This is a genomic window from Azospirillum sp. (genome assembly GCF_050789165.1).
In genome coordinates this window covers 212848-227918 of sequence record NZ_JBOZRT010000093.1, presented here as the reverse complement: position 1 = coordinate 227918, position 15071 = coordinate 212848, and the positions used below count along the sequence as shown (strand labels likewise).

Below are 15071 nucleotides of genomic sequence, written 5' to 3'. Positions count from 1 at the left end.
CCCGCAACCGAATACCGTCATCCCGCTACGAGCGGGCCACCAGGCAAGATCGGGCGCAAGCAGTCCACGGTCGCTCAATGAGCGTCCGCTGTGCGTCCGTGCGCTTTCGGCCGAAAGCTGCTCATGGCGCGTTCCAGAAGCGCATCCTCGGTGAGGACGGTGTCGTCGAGCCAGTGGAGCCGCCGCCGCCGGTCGTGACAGCGCACCTCGTGGCCCAGCTTGCGGAGGTGCAGGACGGCCTCATACAGCCGGGCCGGCGGGTAGGCGGTGCGTCGCAGGGACATGCCGTTCCCCCTCAGTCGGACACGACGACGAGCAGGTCCTTGGTTTCGACGCTCCGCCCCTGCTCGATGGCGATGCGCTCGACCGTGCCGGCGCGCTCGGCGCGCACGATGGTCTCCATCTTCATGGCCTCCAGCGACAGCAGCGCGTCGCCGGCCTCGACCCGCTGGCCCGGCCGCACCAGGATCGCGGTGACCAGCCCGGGCATCGGCGCCCCGACGTGGGCGCGGTTGCCATCCTCCGCCTTGGGCTGCGCGGCCCGCGCCGGGGTCACCGAGCGGTCCGCCACCTTGACGGTGCGCGGCTGGCCGTTCAGCTCGAAGAACACCGCGCGCCGTCCGGTCTCGTCCGCCTCGCCGGTCGCGAGGTAGCGCACGATCAGCGTCTTGCCCGGTTCCAGGTGCAGCGACACCTCCTCGCCCTGCACCAACCCGTGGAAGAACACCGGGGTCGGCAGCACGCCGACGTCGCCATACGCCGCGCGGTGCTTGGCGTAGTCGGTGAACACCTTCGGGTACATCAGGTAGGCGGCGAGCTGGTGGTCGTCCACCGCGTGGCCGACCGCGCGCTCCGCCGCGGCGCGCTCCGCCTCCAGGTCGGCCGGCGGCATCAGCGCGCCGGGGCGGCCGGGCAGCGGCTCCCCGCCCTTCAGCACCTTGCGCTGCAACGCCGCCGGGAAGCCGCCCGGCGGCTGGCCGATCTCACCGCGCATCAGTTGCACCACCGAGTCGGGGAAGGCGATCTCCTTCGCCGGGTCGAGCACGTCCGCCTCGCTCAGCCCGCTGGTGACCATCATCAGCGCCATGTCGCCGACCACCTTCGACGTCGGCGTCACCTTGACGATGTCGCCGAACATGCGGTTCACCGCGGCGTAGGCCTCGACCACCTGGTCCCAGTGCTCCTCGACGCCGAGGGCGCGCGCCTGCTCGCGCAGGTTCGTGTACTGGCCGCCGGGCATCTCGTGCCGGTAGACCTCCGAGGAACCGGAGCGCACGTCGCTCTCGAACGGCGCGTAGCAGCGCCGCACCTGCTCCCAGTAGTGCGACAGCGCAGTGACCGCCCGCCCGTCCAGCCCGGTGTCGCGCGCCGTGTGCTCCAGCGCCGCGACGATGGAACCCAAGGGCGGCTGCGAGGTCAGCCCCGACAGGCTGTCCATGGCGGCGTCCACCACGTCCACCCCGGCCTCCACCGCCGCCAGCACGCTGGCCGCGCTGGCGCCCGAGGTGTCGTGGGTGTGGAAGTGGATCGGCAGCCCGACCTCCTCGCGCAGCGTGCGCACCAGCAGCGCGGCGGCGGCCGGCTTGCACAGGCCGGCCATGTCCTTGATGCCGAGGATGTGGGCGCCCGCCGCCTCCAGCTCCCTGGCGAGGGTCACGTAGTATTTCAGGTCGTACTTCGGCCGGCGCGGGTCGAGCAGGTCGCCGGTGTAGCAGATCGCCGCCTCGCACAGCGCTCCGGTCTCGCGCACCGCGTCGATGGCGACGCGCATGTTCTCGACCCCGTTCAGGCTGTCGAAGACGCGGAACACGTCGACGCCGCCGGCCGCCGCCTGCTGGACGAAGTGGCGCACCACGTTGTCCGGGTAGTTGGCGTAGCCCACCGCGTTCGAGGCGCGCAGCAGCATCTGCAGCAGCAGGTTCGGCATCGCCGCGCGCAGGCCGGCGAGACGCTCCCACGGGTCCTCCTTCAGGAACCGCATGGACACGTCGAAGGTGGCGCCGCCCCAGCACTCCACCGAGAACAGCTGCGGCAACAGCCGGGCGTAGGCCGGCGCCGCGGTGAGCAGGTCGGCACCGCGCACGCGGGTGGCCAGCAGCGACTGGTGGGCGTCGCGCATGGTGGTGTCGGTGACCAGCACCTTGCGCTGCTCGCGCACCCAGCGGGCCAGGGCGTCGGCACCGTCCAGCTCCAGACGTTGCTTGAGGCCCGGGGGCGGCGCGTCCGCGGACACGGTGGGCGGCTTCGGTTGAGCCGGGCGGGGGAGGGCCTTGCCCTTCAGCTCGGGATGGCCGTTGACCATCACCTCGGCGACGTAGGTCAGCAGCCGGGTGGCGCGGTCGCGGCGCGGCGGGCGCTGGAACAGCTCGGGCGTGGTGTCGATGAAGCGGGTGGTGTAGGTGGCCGCGCGGAATTGCGGGTGTGCGATCAGCGCCTCCAGGAAGGCGAGGTTGGTCGCCACGCCGCGGATGCGGAACTCGCGCAGCGCCCGGTCCATGCGGGCGATGGCCTCGTCCGGCGTCGGCGCCCAGGCGACCACCTTCTCCAGCAGGCTGTCGTAGTGCCGCGTGATCAGCGCGCCGGAGAACGCGGTGCCGCCGTCCAGACGAATGCCGAAGCCGTTGGCGCCGCGGTACAGGCTGATGCGGCCATAATCGGGGATGAAGCTGTTGTCCGGGTCCTCGGTGGTGACGCGGCACTGGATGGCGTGGCCGGACAGGCGGATGTCGGCCTGGGCCGGGACACCGCTCTCCTCACCGCCGATGCGGGCGCCGGCGGCGATGCGGATCTGGGCCTTCACCAGATCGATGCCGGTGACCACCTCGGTGATGGTGTGCTCGACCTGGATGCGCGGGTTGACCTCGATGAAGTAGAAGGCGCCGGTGTCGGCGTCCATCAGGAACTCCACGGTGCCGGCGTTGCGGTAGCCGGCGGCGCGGGCGAGCTTGAGGGCGGCCTCGCACAGCCCGGCGCGCTCGTCGGTCGTCAGGTAGACGGCCGGGGCGCGCTCGACGACCTTCTGGTTGCGGCGCTGGACGGAGCAATCGCGCTCGAACAGGTGGACGAGCGTGCCGTGCGCGTCGCCCAGCACCTGCACCTCGACGTGGCGGGCGCGGCGGACGAGCTTCTCCAGGTAGACCTCGCCGTTGCCGAAGGCGGCCTGCGCTTCGCGCCGCGCTGCGGCGAGCAGGTCCGGGAGTTCCTCGGCCGTCTCGACGACGCGCATGCCGCGCCCGCCGCCGCCCCAACTGGCCTTCAACATGAGTGGATAGCCGATGTCCGCGGCAAGGCGCGCCGCTTCGGTGACGTCGTCGGGCAGCGCGCCGGTGGCGGGCATGACGGGAACGCCGGCCGAGACGGCAAGCGCGCGCGCCGCCACCTTGTTGCCGAGCAGGCGCATGGTGGCGGCCGACGGGCCGATGAAGGTGATCCCCGCCGCGGCGCAGGCTTCGGCGAAGTCCGGGTTCTCGGACAGGAAGCCGTAGCCGGGGTGGATGGCGTCGGCGCCGGTGCGGACCGCGGTGGCGATGATGGCGTCGATGTCGAGATACGCCTCGATGGGCCCCTTGCCCTCGCCGATCAGATAGCTCTCGTCCGCCTTGAAGCGGTGCAGCGCGAAGCGGTCCTCGTGCGCGTACACCGCGACGGAGGGGATGCCCAGCTCGGTCGCGGCGCGCAGAACGCGGATGGCGATCTCGCCGCGGTTGGCGACGAGCAGTTTGCGGAAGGGGGGCGTGCGCATGCGGCGGCTCCTCGAAAGGCAAGAGTCGGTGGAAAGGCGCAGGACTGCGGATGAAGACGGGACGGGGTGGCCCCGGGTGGTCAAACCGGCGTGGCCGGGACGCGGGTTGCGGACGGGCAGCCGTCAGGCGTCGGAACGGCGTGGCGGGGGCGGCGGAACGGTGACCACGGCATGCTTTCCTCCCTTTGCGGCTTCGCGCCGGAGCGGTGCCGGACGGCCGTGCGGCTTGCGCCGGCGTTTCGTCCGCTGCCTCCCCTGACGATCAGCGCGTCGATCACCTTGCGCCGTTGGATATCTCATCTTACCAGATTCAACAATGGTAAAATGATTTGACCATAACTGACCTGAGCTGCCCCCATCCGGGGGGCGCTGCGTCATCACGCCGCACCTCTGCATATTATTGCGAATGACTCTCATCCGCATTATGTGCTAGGGAACGGATGCCGTGAGGGTTTCCGCACACGGCGTGTCTCTGCACAGGTCCGTCCATGCTCCCCATCACCCGCCGCACCATGCTCGCCGGCATGGCCACGACCCTGTCGGTGTCCGCCCTCGCCTCCGCGTCGGCGGCGAAGCCTCTGGACGAGTTGGTGCTCTGGGGGCCGCCGGCGGGACCGTCGGTGACCCTCCTGCACGCCATCGCCTCGGGGGCGTTCCGCGAGCTGGCGGGCACTGTGACGTTCAAGGCGTGGCGCAGCCCCGACGAACTGCGTGCCGGGCTGACCTCGGGCACCATGCAGACCTTCGTGCTGCCGACCCAGTCGGCCGCCAACCTGTTCAACAAAGGGCTGGGCGTCCGGCTGGTCAACGTGATGTCCAACGGGCTGCTGTACCTCGTCGCGGCGGACGCGTCGCTGACTTCGATCGCCGCCCTGAAGGGCAGGACGGTCGCCGTTCCCTTTCGCAACGACACCACCGACGTGCTGTTCCGCCGCCTGCTGAGCGCCGAGGGCTTGGCGCCCGACGCCGGCATCGCCGTCCAGTTCACCGGCACGCCGATGGAGGCGGTGCAGCTTTTGCTCACCGGGCGCGCCGACGCGGCGCTGCTGCCGGAGCCGGTGGCGACCGCGGCGATCCTGCGCGCCGGAATGGCCGGAACGGCGCTGACGCGGGTCATTGACGTCCAGCAGGCGTGGAGCAAGGCCACCGGCCTGCCGCCGATGCTGCCGCAGGCCGGACTGGGCGTCTCCGCCGCCTTCCTGGAGGCGCACGCCCCGGTGGTCGAGGCGCTGCACGAGGCGCTGGTCACCGCGACCGCCTCGGCGAACGCCGACCCGGCGCGCGCCGCCGGCGACGCGGCGGGCCCGCTGGGCCTGCCGGCGCCCGTGGTCGCGGCGGCGATCCCGCACTCCAACCTCGTGGCCCTCCGCGCCCGCGAGGCCCGTCCGACGCTGGAGGCGGTGTTCCGGGCGGTGGCGGACTCCGACCCAAAGATCATCGGCGGCAAGCTCCCCGCCGCCGAGTTCTACCTGTAGGCCGCGCATGACGGGGGCGGTCGCGGAGCGGTTGGGCCGGCTGGGCCGGTTCCTGTGGTCGGGCTGGGCTGGGCTGGCCGGGCTGGCGCTGTTCGCCGCCGTCTGGCAGGCCGGGCACGAGCGCTTCGGCGCGTTCATCCTGCCGGCACCCCTGGCGACGCTGGCTGCTGGCCGGACCATCGCCGGCGACCCCGCCTCCTGGGCGCTGGCGGCCACCACCACGCTGCGCGCGCTGGAGGGGTTCGCCCTGGCCGGGCTGGCGGGGACTCTCGGCGGCATCGCCGCGGGCTATTCGCCGGCGACCATGCGGCTGGCGCGACCGATCCTGACGGTGCTGCTGGGCGTGCCACCGATCGCCTGGATCGTGCTGGCCATGATCTGGTTCGGCTCGACCGAAGGGACCATCGTCACCTCCATCGTCGTCGCCTCGACGCCGGTGGTGTTCGTCGGCGTCGCCGAGGGCGCGCTGACCCGCGACCGCGGCCTGGACGACATGGCGCGCGCCTTCGGCGCCGGCCCGCTGGCGCGGCTGACCACGCTGGGGCTGCGCCACATCGCCGCCTTCCTGTTCCCGGCGCTCACCGTGGCGCTGGGGTCGGCGTTCAAGGTCGCGGTGATGGCCGAGCTGCTGGCCAACACCGGCGGCATCGGCGGCGCCCTGGCGATGGCGCGCGCCAACCTCGATGTCGCCGAGGCCCTGGCCTGGGTGCTGATCGCCGTCGGCGGGCTGATTCTGGTCGAATACGCGCTGGTCCACCCGGTCCGCGCCGAGTTCGAGCGCTGGCGAGAGGCGGCACGCCCCTGGGGCGTGAAGCGGTGACGCCCGGCCCGAGCGACTGGGCACGAATCCGCCGGGCGAGCGTTTTCGCCTCGCTCGGCGACGAGGAGTTCCGCCTGATCGTCGGCCGCCCGCGCTGCGAGACCTTGCCGGAGGGACAGACGCTGTTCTTCCAGGGCGACCCGGCCGATGCCTTCTTCGTGGTGCTGGACGGCTGGGCGGCGCTGTCGCGCGACACCAGCGACGGCACCCGCACCGTCATCAAGATCATCGGCCCCGGCGAGTCCTTCGCCGAGGCGCTGATCACCGAGGGCGCGCGCTACCCGGTCAGCGCCGACGCCGCGTCGCCGCTGCGTCTGGCACGGTTCGAGACGGCGGCGCTGCGCGCGCTGGTCGCCGGCAACCCCGGCCTCGGGTTGTCCATCGTCGCCGCGACCTTCCGCCAGATGCAGAAGCTGGTCGAGCAGATCGAGCACCTGAAGAGCTGGTCGATCGAGCGCCGGGTCGCCGCCATCCTGCTGCAGATGAGCGGCGGCCGGGACGCCGGCAGCTTCACCCTGCCTGTCGAGCAGCACCTGATCGCCGCCCGCCTCGCCATCACCCCGCCCACCCTGTCGCGCACGCTGCGCAAGCTGGCGGCGCTGGGCGTCGAGGCAAACCGCGGCCGCATCACCCTGCACGATTCCGCCCGCCTTGCCCGCTTCGTCGAGGGGGAGGAGGACGACGGCGGCGCGTCGTAAGCGGGCGTACGATTTCCCGCCCCGACTTGTCCGCGGACAAGAGGGTGCCGGCTCCGGCTCCCTATACTGCGAATGCAAATCATTCGTAATTGCCGGGCGCGGCGCCGGCCAGGGGACCCCATCGCCATGACCATTCGCAGACAGCACCGTGCCTTCCTCGCCGCCACGTCCGTGCTGGCGCTCGCCGCCGGCAGCGCCTACGGCCAGTCCGCCGCTCCCGGATCCGCGGTCGTCCTCGATCCTGTCACCGTCGAGGGGAGCGCAGGCGGCAACGGGACGCTGCGCAAGCGGCTGGAGGCGATCCCCGGCGGCACCGCTCTGGTCACCGAGGAGGAGCAGGCCGGCAAGCCGGCCGTGACCATCGGCGACGTGCTGGCGACGGTGCCCGGCGTGGTGGTGCAGAACTTCTTCGGCGGCAACGACCAGCCGCGCATCCAGATCCGCGGCTCCGGCCTGCAGCAGAATCCGGTGGAGCGCGGCATCCTCGCCCTCCAGGACGGGTTGCCGCTCAACCGTGCCGACGGCTCCTACATCGTCGGGCTGGCGAACCCGCGGCAGGCGGAGAGCACCGAGATCTACCGCGGTTACACCAGCAACCGCCTGGGCGCCACGGTGTTGGGCGGCGCCGTCAACTTCGTCTCGCCCACCGGCTCCTCCGCGCCGGGCGTGCGTTTCGGCATCGAGGGCGGCAGCTTCGGCCAGTTCAACACCACCGCGCAGGCCGGTGGACGCGCCGGAACCCTGGACGGGCTGGTGCAGATCCAGCGCGGCCGGCGCGACGGCTACCGCGACCACAACCAGTCGGAACGCACGAGCGTCGACGCCAACGTCGGCGCCCAGCTGTCGGACAACGTCCGCACACGCTTCTTCGCCGGCTACACCGACCTGTCCTTCGACGTGCCCGGCCCGCTGACCAAACAGGCGCTGGGAAGCGACCCGCGGCGGGTCCACACCGGCCCGCGCGTCGTCGGCGGCGTGGCGACCGAGGCGGGACCGAACGTGGTGCGCGACCAGCCGCAGCGCGACGCGCGCCAGTTCCGCGTCGGCAACCGCACCACCGCCACCTTCGGGGCGCACCTCTTCGACGCCGCGGTGGGCTACACCCACACCGACGACACCTTCCGCTTCCCGATCTCCTCCGGCATCCGCAAGACCGAGGGCGGCGACGTCACCGTCGTCGGCCGCTACGCCTACAGCCCCGACCAGAGCCAGCCGCTGCCGCTGTTCGAAACCACCGTGCGCTACGTGGTCGGCTCGGCCGACCGGCAGGATTTCCTCAACCGCGCCGGCACCCAGGGGCCGCTGCTCGGCCAAAGCAAGCTGGACGCCAGCACGCTGTCGGTGCACAGCGGCCTGAACGTGCCGCTCGGCGGCGGCGTCACGGTCTCCCCCGGCGTGACGGTCGCGCACGCCACGCGCGACAACGACGACACCTTCCCCGGCGCCCGGCGCCCGACCATCGCCTACAACCCGATGAACCCGATGCTGGCGCTGCCGGCCGGTTCGATCCCGGCGGGCGACACCAGCTACTCGCGCTCCTACACCGGCATCAGCCCCAGCCTGGGCCTGACCTGGAAGCCGGCCCCCGACCACACCGTCTACGGCGCGGTCAGCCGCGGCTTCGAGCCGCCGACCCACGACGACCTGATCGCCACGGTGAACGGCACGCCGAACAGCAGCCCGGGCCGCCCCAACCCGGCCAGCCCGGCGACGGTGTCCGCCGCCTACCGCACGCCCGACCTCAAGGCGCAGACCGCGACCACCGTCGAGGCCGGCTGGCGCGGCCGCCTCGGCCCGGCGATGCTGGATGCCGGGACCTACTATTCCTGGGTGAAGAACGAGCTGCTCAGCCTGCGCGACGTGACCGGGGCGCCGCTCGGCGCGGTGAACGCCGACCGGACGCGGCACTTCGGCGTCGAGCTGGGGGTATCCGCCGTCCTGACCGACACGCTGAGCGGGCGCGTCGCCTACACCTTCCAGGACTTCCGCTTCGAGGGCGACCCGCTGCGTGGCAACAACCGGCTGGCCGGGGCGCCGCCGCACGTCGTCAACGCTGCGCTGCGCTACGACGTCACCCCCGCCTTCTTCGTGCAGGCGGAGGTCGACTGGCGACCGGGCAAGACGCCGGTGGACAACATGAACACGGTCTACGCCGATCCGTTCGCCACGGTGAACCTGCGCGCCAGCTACGACCTCAACGAGCACGTCAGCGTCTACGGCGAGGTGCGCAACCTGTTCGACAAGACCTACGCCTCCTCAACGCTGATCGTCGACCAGGCGAGCCCGACCCAGGCGGTCTACCTGCCGGGCGACGGCCGGGCCGTCTACGCCGGCCTGAAGGCGAAGTTCTGACCATGGCGGCCGTCCTGGGGCTGAAGGGCCTTGGCCACGCCTACCTCGGCCGCACCGTGCTGGACGCGGTGGACCTGACGCTGGCGGCGGGCGAGGTGGTGGCGCTGGTCGGCCCCTCGGGTTGCGGCAAGAGCACGCTGGCGCACATCGCCGCCGGCGTGGTCGAGCCGCTGCGCGGCCGGGTCGAGCGGGGCTACCGTCGCCACGGCATGGTGTTCCAGGAGCCGCGCCTGCTGCCCTGGGCGACGGCGCGCGACAACATCGCCTATCCGCTGCGCGTCCAGGGGCTGCCGCGCGGCGAGCGGCGAGTGCTTGCCGAGGCCGCCGCCGCGCGCGCCGCGCTGGAGCCCGCCGACCTCGGCAAGTACCCGGTGGAGCTGTCGGGCGGCATGCGCCAGCGCGTGGCCATCGCCCGCGCGCTGGCGATCGAGCCGGACTTCGTCTATTTCGACGAGCCGTTCACCGCGCTCGACGTCGCGCTGAAGCGCCGCATGCAGGATCTCGTCATCGGCGCCGCGCGCGCCCTGCGCTTCGCCGCCCTGTTCATCACGCACGACCTGATGGAGGCGGCCCGCGTCGCGCACCGCATCGCCGTCATGGACGCGCACGGCCGCGGCATCGCCGGGGAGCGCACCGTGGACGGTACACCGGGCGAGCGCGGCGACGGCGACCTGCACCGGATGGTGTCGGCGTTCCTGACCGACGACCCGCTGTTCCGCCACATCCACGACATCGACGAACGGCGGGCGCCATGAATGCGGTTCAGACGAGCGCGCGTCCGGCACTGTGGGCGGTGCTCGGCGACGAGGGGCTGCGCCTGTTCTTCCCGCTGTCGGCGCTGCACGCGGCGCTGTGGCCGTTCCTGTGGGTGGTCGTCCACGGCTTCCAGCTGCCGGGCGCGAGCGCGCTGCCCTCAGGCCTGTGGCACGCGCACGAGATGATCTTCGGGTCCTACGGCGCAGCCCTCATCGGCTTCATCACCACCGCAATTCCCGAATGGTCCGACACGCGGCGCCTGCGCGGCCGCCCGCTGTTCGCGCTGGCCGGCCTGTGGGCGGCCGGGCGGGTCGCCGGGTTCGTCGGCACCGACACGCTGGCGGTGGCCGGCGGGGTCGCCGATCTCCTCTGGCTGTTCGCGCTTCCGCTTTACGTCGCCGCGGTGTCGTGGCGTAAGCGGACCACGCGGCTGGCCGCCATGATCGGCTGGCTGGGTGCCCTGGCACTGACCGGCGCCGCCGTGCGCCTCGGCGTCCTCACCGGCGACGCCGACCTCGCCCGCGCCGGGCTGCACCTCGCCGCGCTGGTCTTCCTCGGTCTGCTGGGTCTCGTGCTGGCGCGCATCGGCGTGCCGGTGACCAACCTGGTGCTCGACCCCAGCGAGGAGACGTCGCCCTACCGGCCGCATCCCGGCCGACGCAACCTCGCGCCGGGACTCGTCGCGCTGGTGATCGCCGGAACGCTGGCGGGCTGGTCGCCGGCGGTGACCGCCTACCTGACCATCGCCGCCGGCGCCGCATTCCTCGACCGCGTCGCCGAGGGCTTCGTTGGCCGCGAGGCGGCGCGGGCGGAGATCCTCGCCCTTTCGGGGTCGAGCCTTCTGGCCGGGGTGGGGCTGCTGCTGGTCGGTGCGGCGCGCCTGGGGGCACCCTTCCCCGAGACCGCCGCCCTGCACCTGTCGCTGATGGGCGGTTTGGGGCTCGGCGTGCTGGCGGTGTTCGCCATCGCCGGCCTGTTCCACACCGGCCGCCCGCTGCCTCTCCCGCGCGCCGCGCGGGTGGCGTTCGCCCTGCTCGTCCTGGCGGCGCTCGCCCGGACCCTGCCTGACCTCGGCGCCCTTCCGTCACCGCCCGGCCCGCCGTTCGCCCTGGCCGCGGCGCTGTGGGCCGCGTCCTTCCTGGTCTGGCTGACGGCGTATTGGCCGTTCCTATCCACGCCGCGCGCTCCGGACGGCCGCGGCGGCTGAGCCGGAGCCGGACTTTGCGGGGCGGTGGAACGCTGTGGCCGGTAGGGTGGCGAGCCGGTGTGGCGGGAACGCTTCCCTACCCGCCATGGCCCTCTACCCCACCCGTCGTCCGATCTGCGCGCCAACGTCGCCCTTCACCAGTTTGGGGAAAAGCCGTGGGGTCCGCGCCGCATAGGCTGCATAGTCGGGGAACGCGATCCACAGCACCTGTTCCTCGTTCAGCATGCGGCGGATCTGGAACATGAACTGCGTGCATAGGATGAGCAACGCCTGCCACGAGGCGACCTGCAGAAAGAATCCGACGCCCGCTACGGCCTCACAGACGTAAAGCGGGTGCCTGACCAGAGCGTAGGGACCATCCACGACCAGACGGCGCGCCTGCGGCGTGAGGCTCAGCGATGTCCCCAGGAAATGCAGAACGTACAGCGACGCGCACATCCCCGCACAGATCAGCAGGAATGAGGCCATCTGCCCCGCATTCCCGATCTCCGCGCGCGGCAGGAGCATCAGCGCCATGGGAAGGAATGTTCCAGCCAGCGCGTCGAGGCGCGGCATGATACCCGGTAGCCGGTGCGTGGCGCCGTGACGGCGCCAGACGAACACGATGAACATGGTCGTGAACATGGTGGTTGAGAAGGCGGAAAGAACGCGCGCCATGCTGGACAGCGAGCCGCCGGCTTCCGAAAAGGCCAGCAGGCCCGCACCCGTGGAGAGCATGTTCAAGCCCCAGATCGTGGCGAACGTGGCGATGAGGGCCACCTTGCCGATCAACTCCCGGGGATCTTGGGCACGCCCGGATTCGTCATCGGCTTGGCTCTTGGTCTCCATTGGCGGCTCCCGGTTTCTGGTGGTGGGTTGGCGGCGTGTGTGTGCGCCGGACCGCGCGCCGCCCCCGCGCTCCGGCGTGCCCGACACCCACCTTCGCGGTCAGGAAATCGGCATGCGGGCTCGCCCGAGCAGCGTGATCGGCCCCACCGGCACAAGCCCGGTGACCGACTGGAATGGCGTCGTGGCGGTCACCACCACGTAGCTGCGCGCCCCGCTGGTCTGGAAAGCCACGCCCACCGTGGCCGCGCCTTGGCCGATGGCGGTAAGGCGCCGGTTCAACTCGGCCTCGATCTGCGTCGTCGTCGCCGTCGGACGGACAACCGCCCAACGGGCCGCCTCCTCGGCGGCGAACTGGACCGAGTTGCGCACCCACATGGCGCGCCCGACCTCCACGGCTCCGAGCGACAACGCGAAGAAGAACAGCGCGATGACCGCGAATTCAATCGACGTGGTGCCGTCCGTGCGCGACAGACGGCTTCGCGGGATGCGGGACCGCGTCGTGGCGGAGCTGACGGCGCGGCACAGGGCCGCCATCCGCCTCGCGCGATCGTCCCGCTCAGGGATGGCAGTCATGGGCTCCTCACGGTTCGAGGTTGCACGCACGCGCTTTCCCGAGCGCCTTCGGCCGCCGCCGGGAATCTCTCATTGCGTTCGGACGACGGCGCGGGCCGTGAGCACCGACGGCACCACGACCGTGAGCAGGTTCGAGATCCGGCCGAAGTCGCGCTGGACGTCGACCTGCACGAAGCGCCGCAGCGCACCCGACGCACAACCTGTGTCGCAGCTCGACGCCGCGCCGTTCGGGCATTCGCAAAAGCGCACCGGGGCGGACACCCGGATGCTGCCGGCCGGAAGTCCGGACGCGGCGGACGCGGCGGCGACGATGCCCGCGTTGTCGTTGGGTTCCAGCCAGGCGTATTGGGCACCCGCCCGTGCGGCGCCGGCGAGCGCCGCGTTGTCGTAGACGGCGCGGCCGAGCTCGATGATGCCGCCGAGCAGGAGAAGCAGAAACGGCGCGATGAGCGCAAACTCGACAGCGGCCGTTCCGCGACGGCACACCCATGAAGCAAGGCGCATGGCGGGCCTCATTCGGTGAGCCTGGCGAAGGCCAGGCTGATCGGCTGCAGGCCGAGAGCGGCGCAACCGGTGTTGGTCAGGGACGTGTCGCCCGAGATGGTGACCGTGTCGGCAATGATCTGCGTGCAGCCGGCGGCGGTCGAATTGCCGTTCCAATCGACGGGCGAGCTTGGAAAGTAGAGTGCCCCGGTCAGCTGTAGGTTGCTGCCGCCGTTCAGGTGGTTGACCGTGTTCGAGGTGCTGCGGCGATCCTGGAAGAACAGGATGCCGGGATAGGGGTAGCCGGCGGCGCTGGGCGCCCGGAGCGTGACATGGGCCTGACCGTTGATGGTGACGCTGCCGATCCTGTTCACGGTCTTGGAACTGGTCAGCACTATGGTCACGCCGGACCCGGCGGCGGTGCAGGCGCAGGTGACGGTTGCGTTGGATCCCACGCTGAAGTCGCCCTGGTCCAGGTAGTAGGTGCCGGGGTTCAGGACCACGGTGGCGCCGGAACCGACGTTGATGCCGCCGCAGAACACGCCGGGCGACAGCGTCGTCGAACTGAATGTCACCGCCCTCGGGTTGTTGCAATTTGGGGCCGGCGGAAGCGTGATCGTCAGTCCGGCGTAGGGGTCCTGGACCGGCCAGGCGAAAGCGAGCGTTCCCCCGGGGAACTGCGGCGTCGACGAGCCGCTTTGAACGATGCCGCCGGCCGACCACGCGGTCGGCGCCGACACCTGTGAACTGCCGGAGAAGTACATGCTCTCCGCGTTCGACGAGTTCGAGGCGAGCGAGCATTCGTTCATCTGGACGACGCTGTTGCCGGTCGTCTGCAAGGCTCGTCTGGCGGTGCGGTCGAGGGCCAGTATGCAGGCGTTGCCGAGTTGGGTGAGGCTGGCCACGGCGCGGGCCGTGATGTTCTCGGGGCCGGCGATGAACAGGGCCGCGAAGCGGACCGGCTGTTGCTGGGTGACGATGACCTCGACTGCGTTGGCGTTGCCGGCCTGTGGCCCTGTCGTCGGCGGGACGTTCACCGCCACGCTGATCGGGGCACCGTTGGGATAGCCGTTCCGGGCGCTTTCCCCCAGCGCCACCGGTTGTGCCTGCCCGCGATCGCCCCGGGCGATTTCAAGCGCGCCGGCGTAGGCTGCCGCATCAGCCGCGGTCTGCGCACGACGCTTGAGCAGAAACCACTCCCCGGCTTCGACCCCAAGGCCCGCCACGCCCACGGTTACCGGCAGGGCAAGGGCGAACATGATGGCGACCACGCCCCGCCGGTCGCCGAGCAGCGTGCGCAACCTCTGCCTCATGACGCGCCGTTCTCCTTCCCGGTGTGGTGCAGCAGTGGCCGGATCGTCTCCAGAAAGCGCTCGTTGCTGGCGATCTCCTCGGACGTGAGATCGAAGCTGGCGACCGACCGGGCCCGCTGCACGTTGCCGGACAGACCCAGCGCCAGCGCGAGGTTCTGGCGGACCCGCGGCGGGGTGTCGGCGGCCTGCGCCATCCGCTCCAGACGCTGCACGGCTTCCGACGTCTGGCCGGAAAGCGCCAGCGACAGCGCCAGGTTGTTCGACGCGCTGCGGTCGCCTGGCTTGATCGCCAGAACCCTCTGGTATTCCGCGGCGGCCTCGTCGTGTTGCCCAAGCAGATCCAGCGCGACGCCCCGGCCGTTGCGCGCCTTGATGTCTTTAGGATCGAGGGCGACGGCTTCGCTGAAACGGTCGAGCGCGGGCTTCGGCTGCTGCATCTGCAGATAAAGCCGGCCCAGCCGGACGCGCGGCGCGGTGGCCCGGGGCGAGGCCTTGGTCGCCCGCTCGTAGGCGTTGGCCGCCTCGTCCCACGTGCGCATTCTGACAAGGGCGTCGCCGAGGCCGAGCAGGGCTGCTCCGTTCTGCGGGTCGCGGTCCACCACCTCGCGGTAAAGCTGCGCGGCGGCCGAGACGTTGCCCGCCGCCAGACTGGCGGCGGCCAAGCGCACGCGCACCGTCGTGTCGTCGGTGGCGGCGACATGGTCCTGGGGACCGAGAGAGACGGGGTCTGCGCCGTTGGCCGGCGCGCCGGCGCACGCGGCGAGCGACGCGGTGGCGATCAGCAGGCAGGCGGTGGTTCCGATGCGGATATTCATGACTGCCTC

13 protein-coding genes are annotated in these 15071 nt (G+C 71.5%); 6 read left to right on the top strand and 7 right to left on the bottom strand.

What is annotated here, in order from left to right; all coding sequences use genetic code 11:
* Nucleotides 1-74: 74 nt before the first annotated feature.
* Together ACRWK7_RS21055 and ACRWK7_RS21050 are read right to left on the bottom strand one after the other, a co-directional pair.
* Nucleotides 75-284 carry a hypothetical protein gene (locus ACRWK7_RS21055; protein WP_431858243.1) on the bottom strand — a complete coding sequence of 70 codons (210 nt, stop codon included), beginning with the start codon at nt 282-284 and terminating at the stop codon, nt 75-77.
* Between the two features lie 11 nt (nt 285-295).
* The gene (locus ACRWK7_RS21050) at nt 296-3742 is read right to left on the bottom strand and encodes a pyruvate carboxylase (RefSeq protein WP_431858242.1); all 3447 of its coding nucleotides are present in this window, start codon (nt 3740-3742) and stop codon (nt 296-298) included.
* Nucleotides 3743-4230: 488 nt separating this feature from the next.
* Between ACRWK7_RS21050 and ACRWK7_RS21045 the strand changes: the two genes are divergently transcribed.
* The 6 genes from ACRWK7_RS21045 (at nt 4231) to ACRWK7_RS21020 (ending at nt 11050) form a co-directional block, all read left to right on the top strand.
* On the top strand, nt 4231-5217 hold the full coding sequence (locus ACRWK7_RS21045; RefSeq protein WP_431858241.1) for an ABC transporter substrate-binding protein: 987 nt from the start codon (nt 4231-4233) through the stop codon (nt 5215-5217).
* A 7-nt stretch (nt 5218-5224) separates the two neighbouring features.
* The gene (locus ACRWK7_RS21040; protein WP_431858240.1) at nt 5225-6037 is read left to right on the top strand and encodes an ABC transporter permease; all 813 of its coding nucleotides are present in this window, start codon (nt 5225-5227) and stop codon (nt 6035-6037) included.
* A complete protein-coding gene (locus ACRWK7_RS21035; protein ID WP_431858239.1) occupies nt 6034-6735 on the top strand; it encodes a Crp/Fnr family transcriptional regulator in 702 nt (233 codons plus the stop codon). Before ACRWK7_RS21040 ends, ACRWK7_RS21035 begins: the two co-directional genes overlap by 4 nt.
* A gap of 126 nt (nt 6736-6861) precedes the next feature.
* Complete coding sequence (locus tag ACRWK7_RS21030) at nt 6862-9087, top strand: TonB-dependent receptor family protein (protein WP_431858238.1); 2226 nt, start codon at nt 6862-6864, stop codon at nt 9085-9087.
* 2 nt (nt 9088-9089) lie between these two features.
* On the top strand, nt 9090-9842 hold the full coding sequence (locus ACRWK7_RS21025) for an ABC transporter ATP-binding protein (protein WP_431858237.1): 753 nt from the start codon (nt 9090-9092) through the stop codon (nt 9840-9842).
* A complete protein-coding gene (locus ACRWK7_RS21020) occupies nt 9839-11050 on the top strand; it encodes an NnrS family protein (RefSeq protein WP_431858236.1) in 1212 nt (403 codons plus the stop codon). Before ACRWK7_RS21025 ends, ACRWK7_RS21020 begins: the two co-directional genes overlap by 4 nt.
* A gap of 93 nt (nt 11051-11143) precedes the next feature.
* Here ACRWK7_RS21020 and ACRWK7_RS21015 read toward each other — a convergent pair whose 3' ends face one another.
* From ACRWK7_RS21015 to ACRWK7_RS20995, 5 genes are all read right to left on the bottom strand, one after another.
* Nucleotides 11144-11878 carry a methyltransferase gene (locus ACRWK7_RS21015; RefSeq protein WP_431858235.1) on the bottom strand — a complete coding sequence of 245 codons (735 nt, stop codon included), beginning with the start codon at nt 11876-11878 and terminating at the stop codon, nt 11144-11146.
* Between the two features lie 99 nt (nt 11879-11977).
* Nucleotides 11978-12451 (bottom strand): TadE/TadG family type IV pilus assembly protein, encoded by a 474-nt coding sequence (locus ACRWK7_RS21010; RefSeq protein WP_431858234.1) that lies wholly within the window; start codon nt 12449-12451, stop codon nt 11978-11980.
* Nucleotides 12452-12520: 69 nt separating this feature from the next.
* A complete protein-coding gene (locus ACRWK7_RS21005; protein ID WP_431858233.1) occupies nt 12521-12955 on the bottom strand; it encodes a TadE/TadG family type IV pilus assembly protein in 435 nt (144 codons plus the stop codon).
* A gap of 8 nt (nt 12956-12963) precedes the next feature.
* The gene (locus ACRWK7_RS21000) at nt 12964-14235 is read right to left on the bottom strand and encodes a pilus assembly protein TadG-related protein (RefSeq protein ID WP_431858232.1); all 1272 of its coding nucleotides are present in this window, start codon (nt 14233-14235) and stop codon (nt 12964-12966) included.
* A gap of 8 nt (nt 14236-14243) precedes the next feature.
* The gene (locus ACRWK7_RS20995) at nt 14244-15062 is read right to left on the bottom strand and encodes a tetratricopeptide repeat protein (RefSeq protein ID WP_431858231.1); all 819 of its coding nucleotides are present in this window, start codon (nt 15060-15062) and stop codon (nt 14244-14246) included.
* Between the last annotated feature and the right edge of the window lie 9 nt (nt 15063-15071).

Coding starts and splice junctions, on each gene's coding strand:
- ACRWK7_RS21055 (WP_431858243.1), bottom strand. CDS start 284: ATGTCCCTGCGACGCACCGCCTACCCGCCGGCCCGGCTGTATGAGGCC.
- ACRWK7_RS21050 (WP_431858242.1), bottom strand. CDS start 3,742: ATGCGCACGCCCCCCTTCCGCAAACTGCTCGTCGCCAACCGCGGCGAG.
- ACRWK7_RS21045 (WP_431858241.1), top strand. CDS start 4,231: ATGCTCCCCATCACCCGCCGCACCATGCTCGCCGGCATGGCCACGACC.
- ACRWK7_RS21040 (WP_431858240.1), top strand. CDS start 5,225: ATGACGGGGGCGGTCGCGGAGCGGTTGGGCCGGCTGGGCCGGTTCCTG.
- ACRWK7_RS21030 (WP_431858238.1), top strand. CDS start 6,862: ATGACCATTCGCAGACAGCACCGTGCCTTCCTCGCCGCCACGTCCGTG.
- ACRWK7_RS21025 (WP_431858237.1), top strand. CDS start 9,090: ATGGCGGCCGTCCTGGGGCTGAAGGGCCTTGGCCACGCCTACCTCGGC.
- ACRWK7_RS21020 (WP_431858236.1), top strand. CDS start 9,839: ATGAATGCGGTTCAGACGAGCGCGCGTCCGGCACTGTGGGCGGTGCTC.
- ACRWK7_RS21015 (WP_431858235.1), bottom strand. CDS start 11,878: ATGGAGACCAAGAGCCAAGCCGATGACGAATCCGGGCGTGCCCAAGAT.
- ACRWK7_RS21010 (WP_431858234.1), bottom strand. CDS start 12,451: ATGACTGCCATCCCTGAGCGGGACGATCGCGCGAGGCGGATGGCGGCC.
- ACRWK7_RS21005 (WP_431858233.1), bottom strand. CDS start 12,955: ATGCGCCTTGCTTCATGGGTGTGCCGTCGCGGAACGGCCGCTGTCGAG.
- ACRWK7_RS20995 (WP_431858231.1), bottom strand. CDS start 15,062: ATGAATATCCGCATCGGAACCACCGCCTGCCTGCTGATCGCCACCGCG.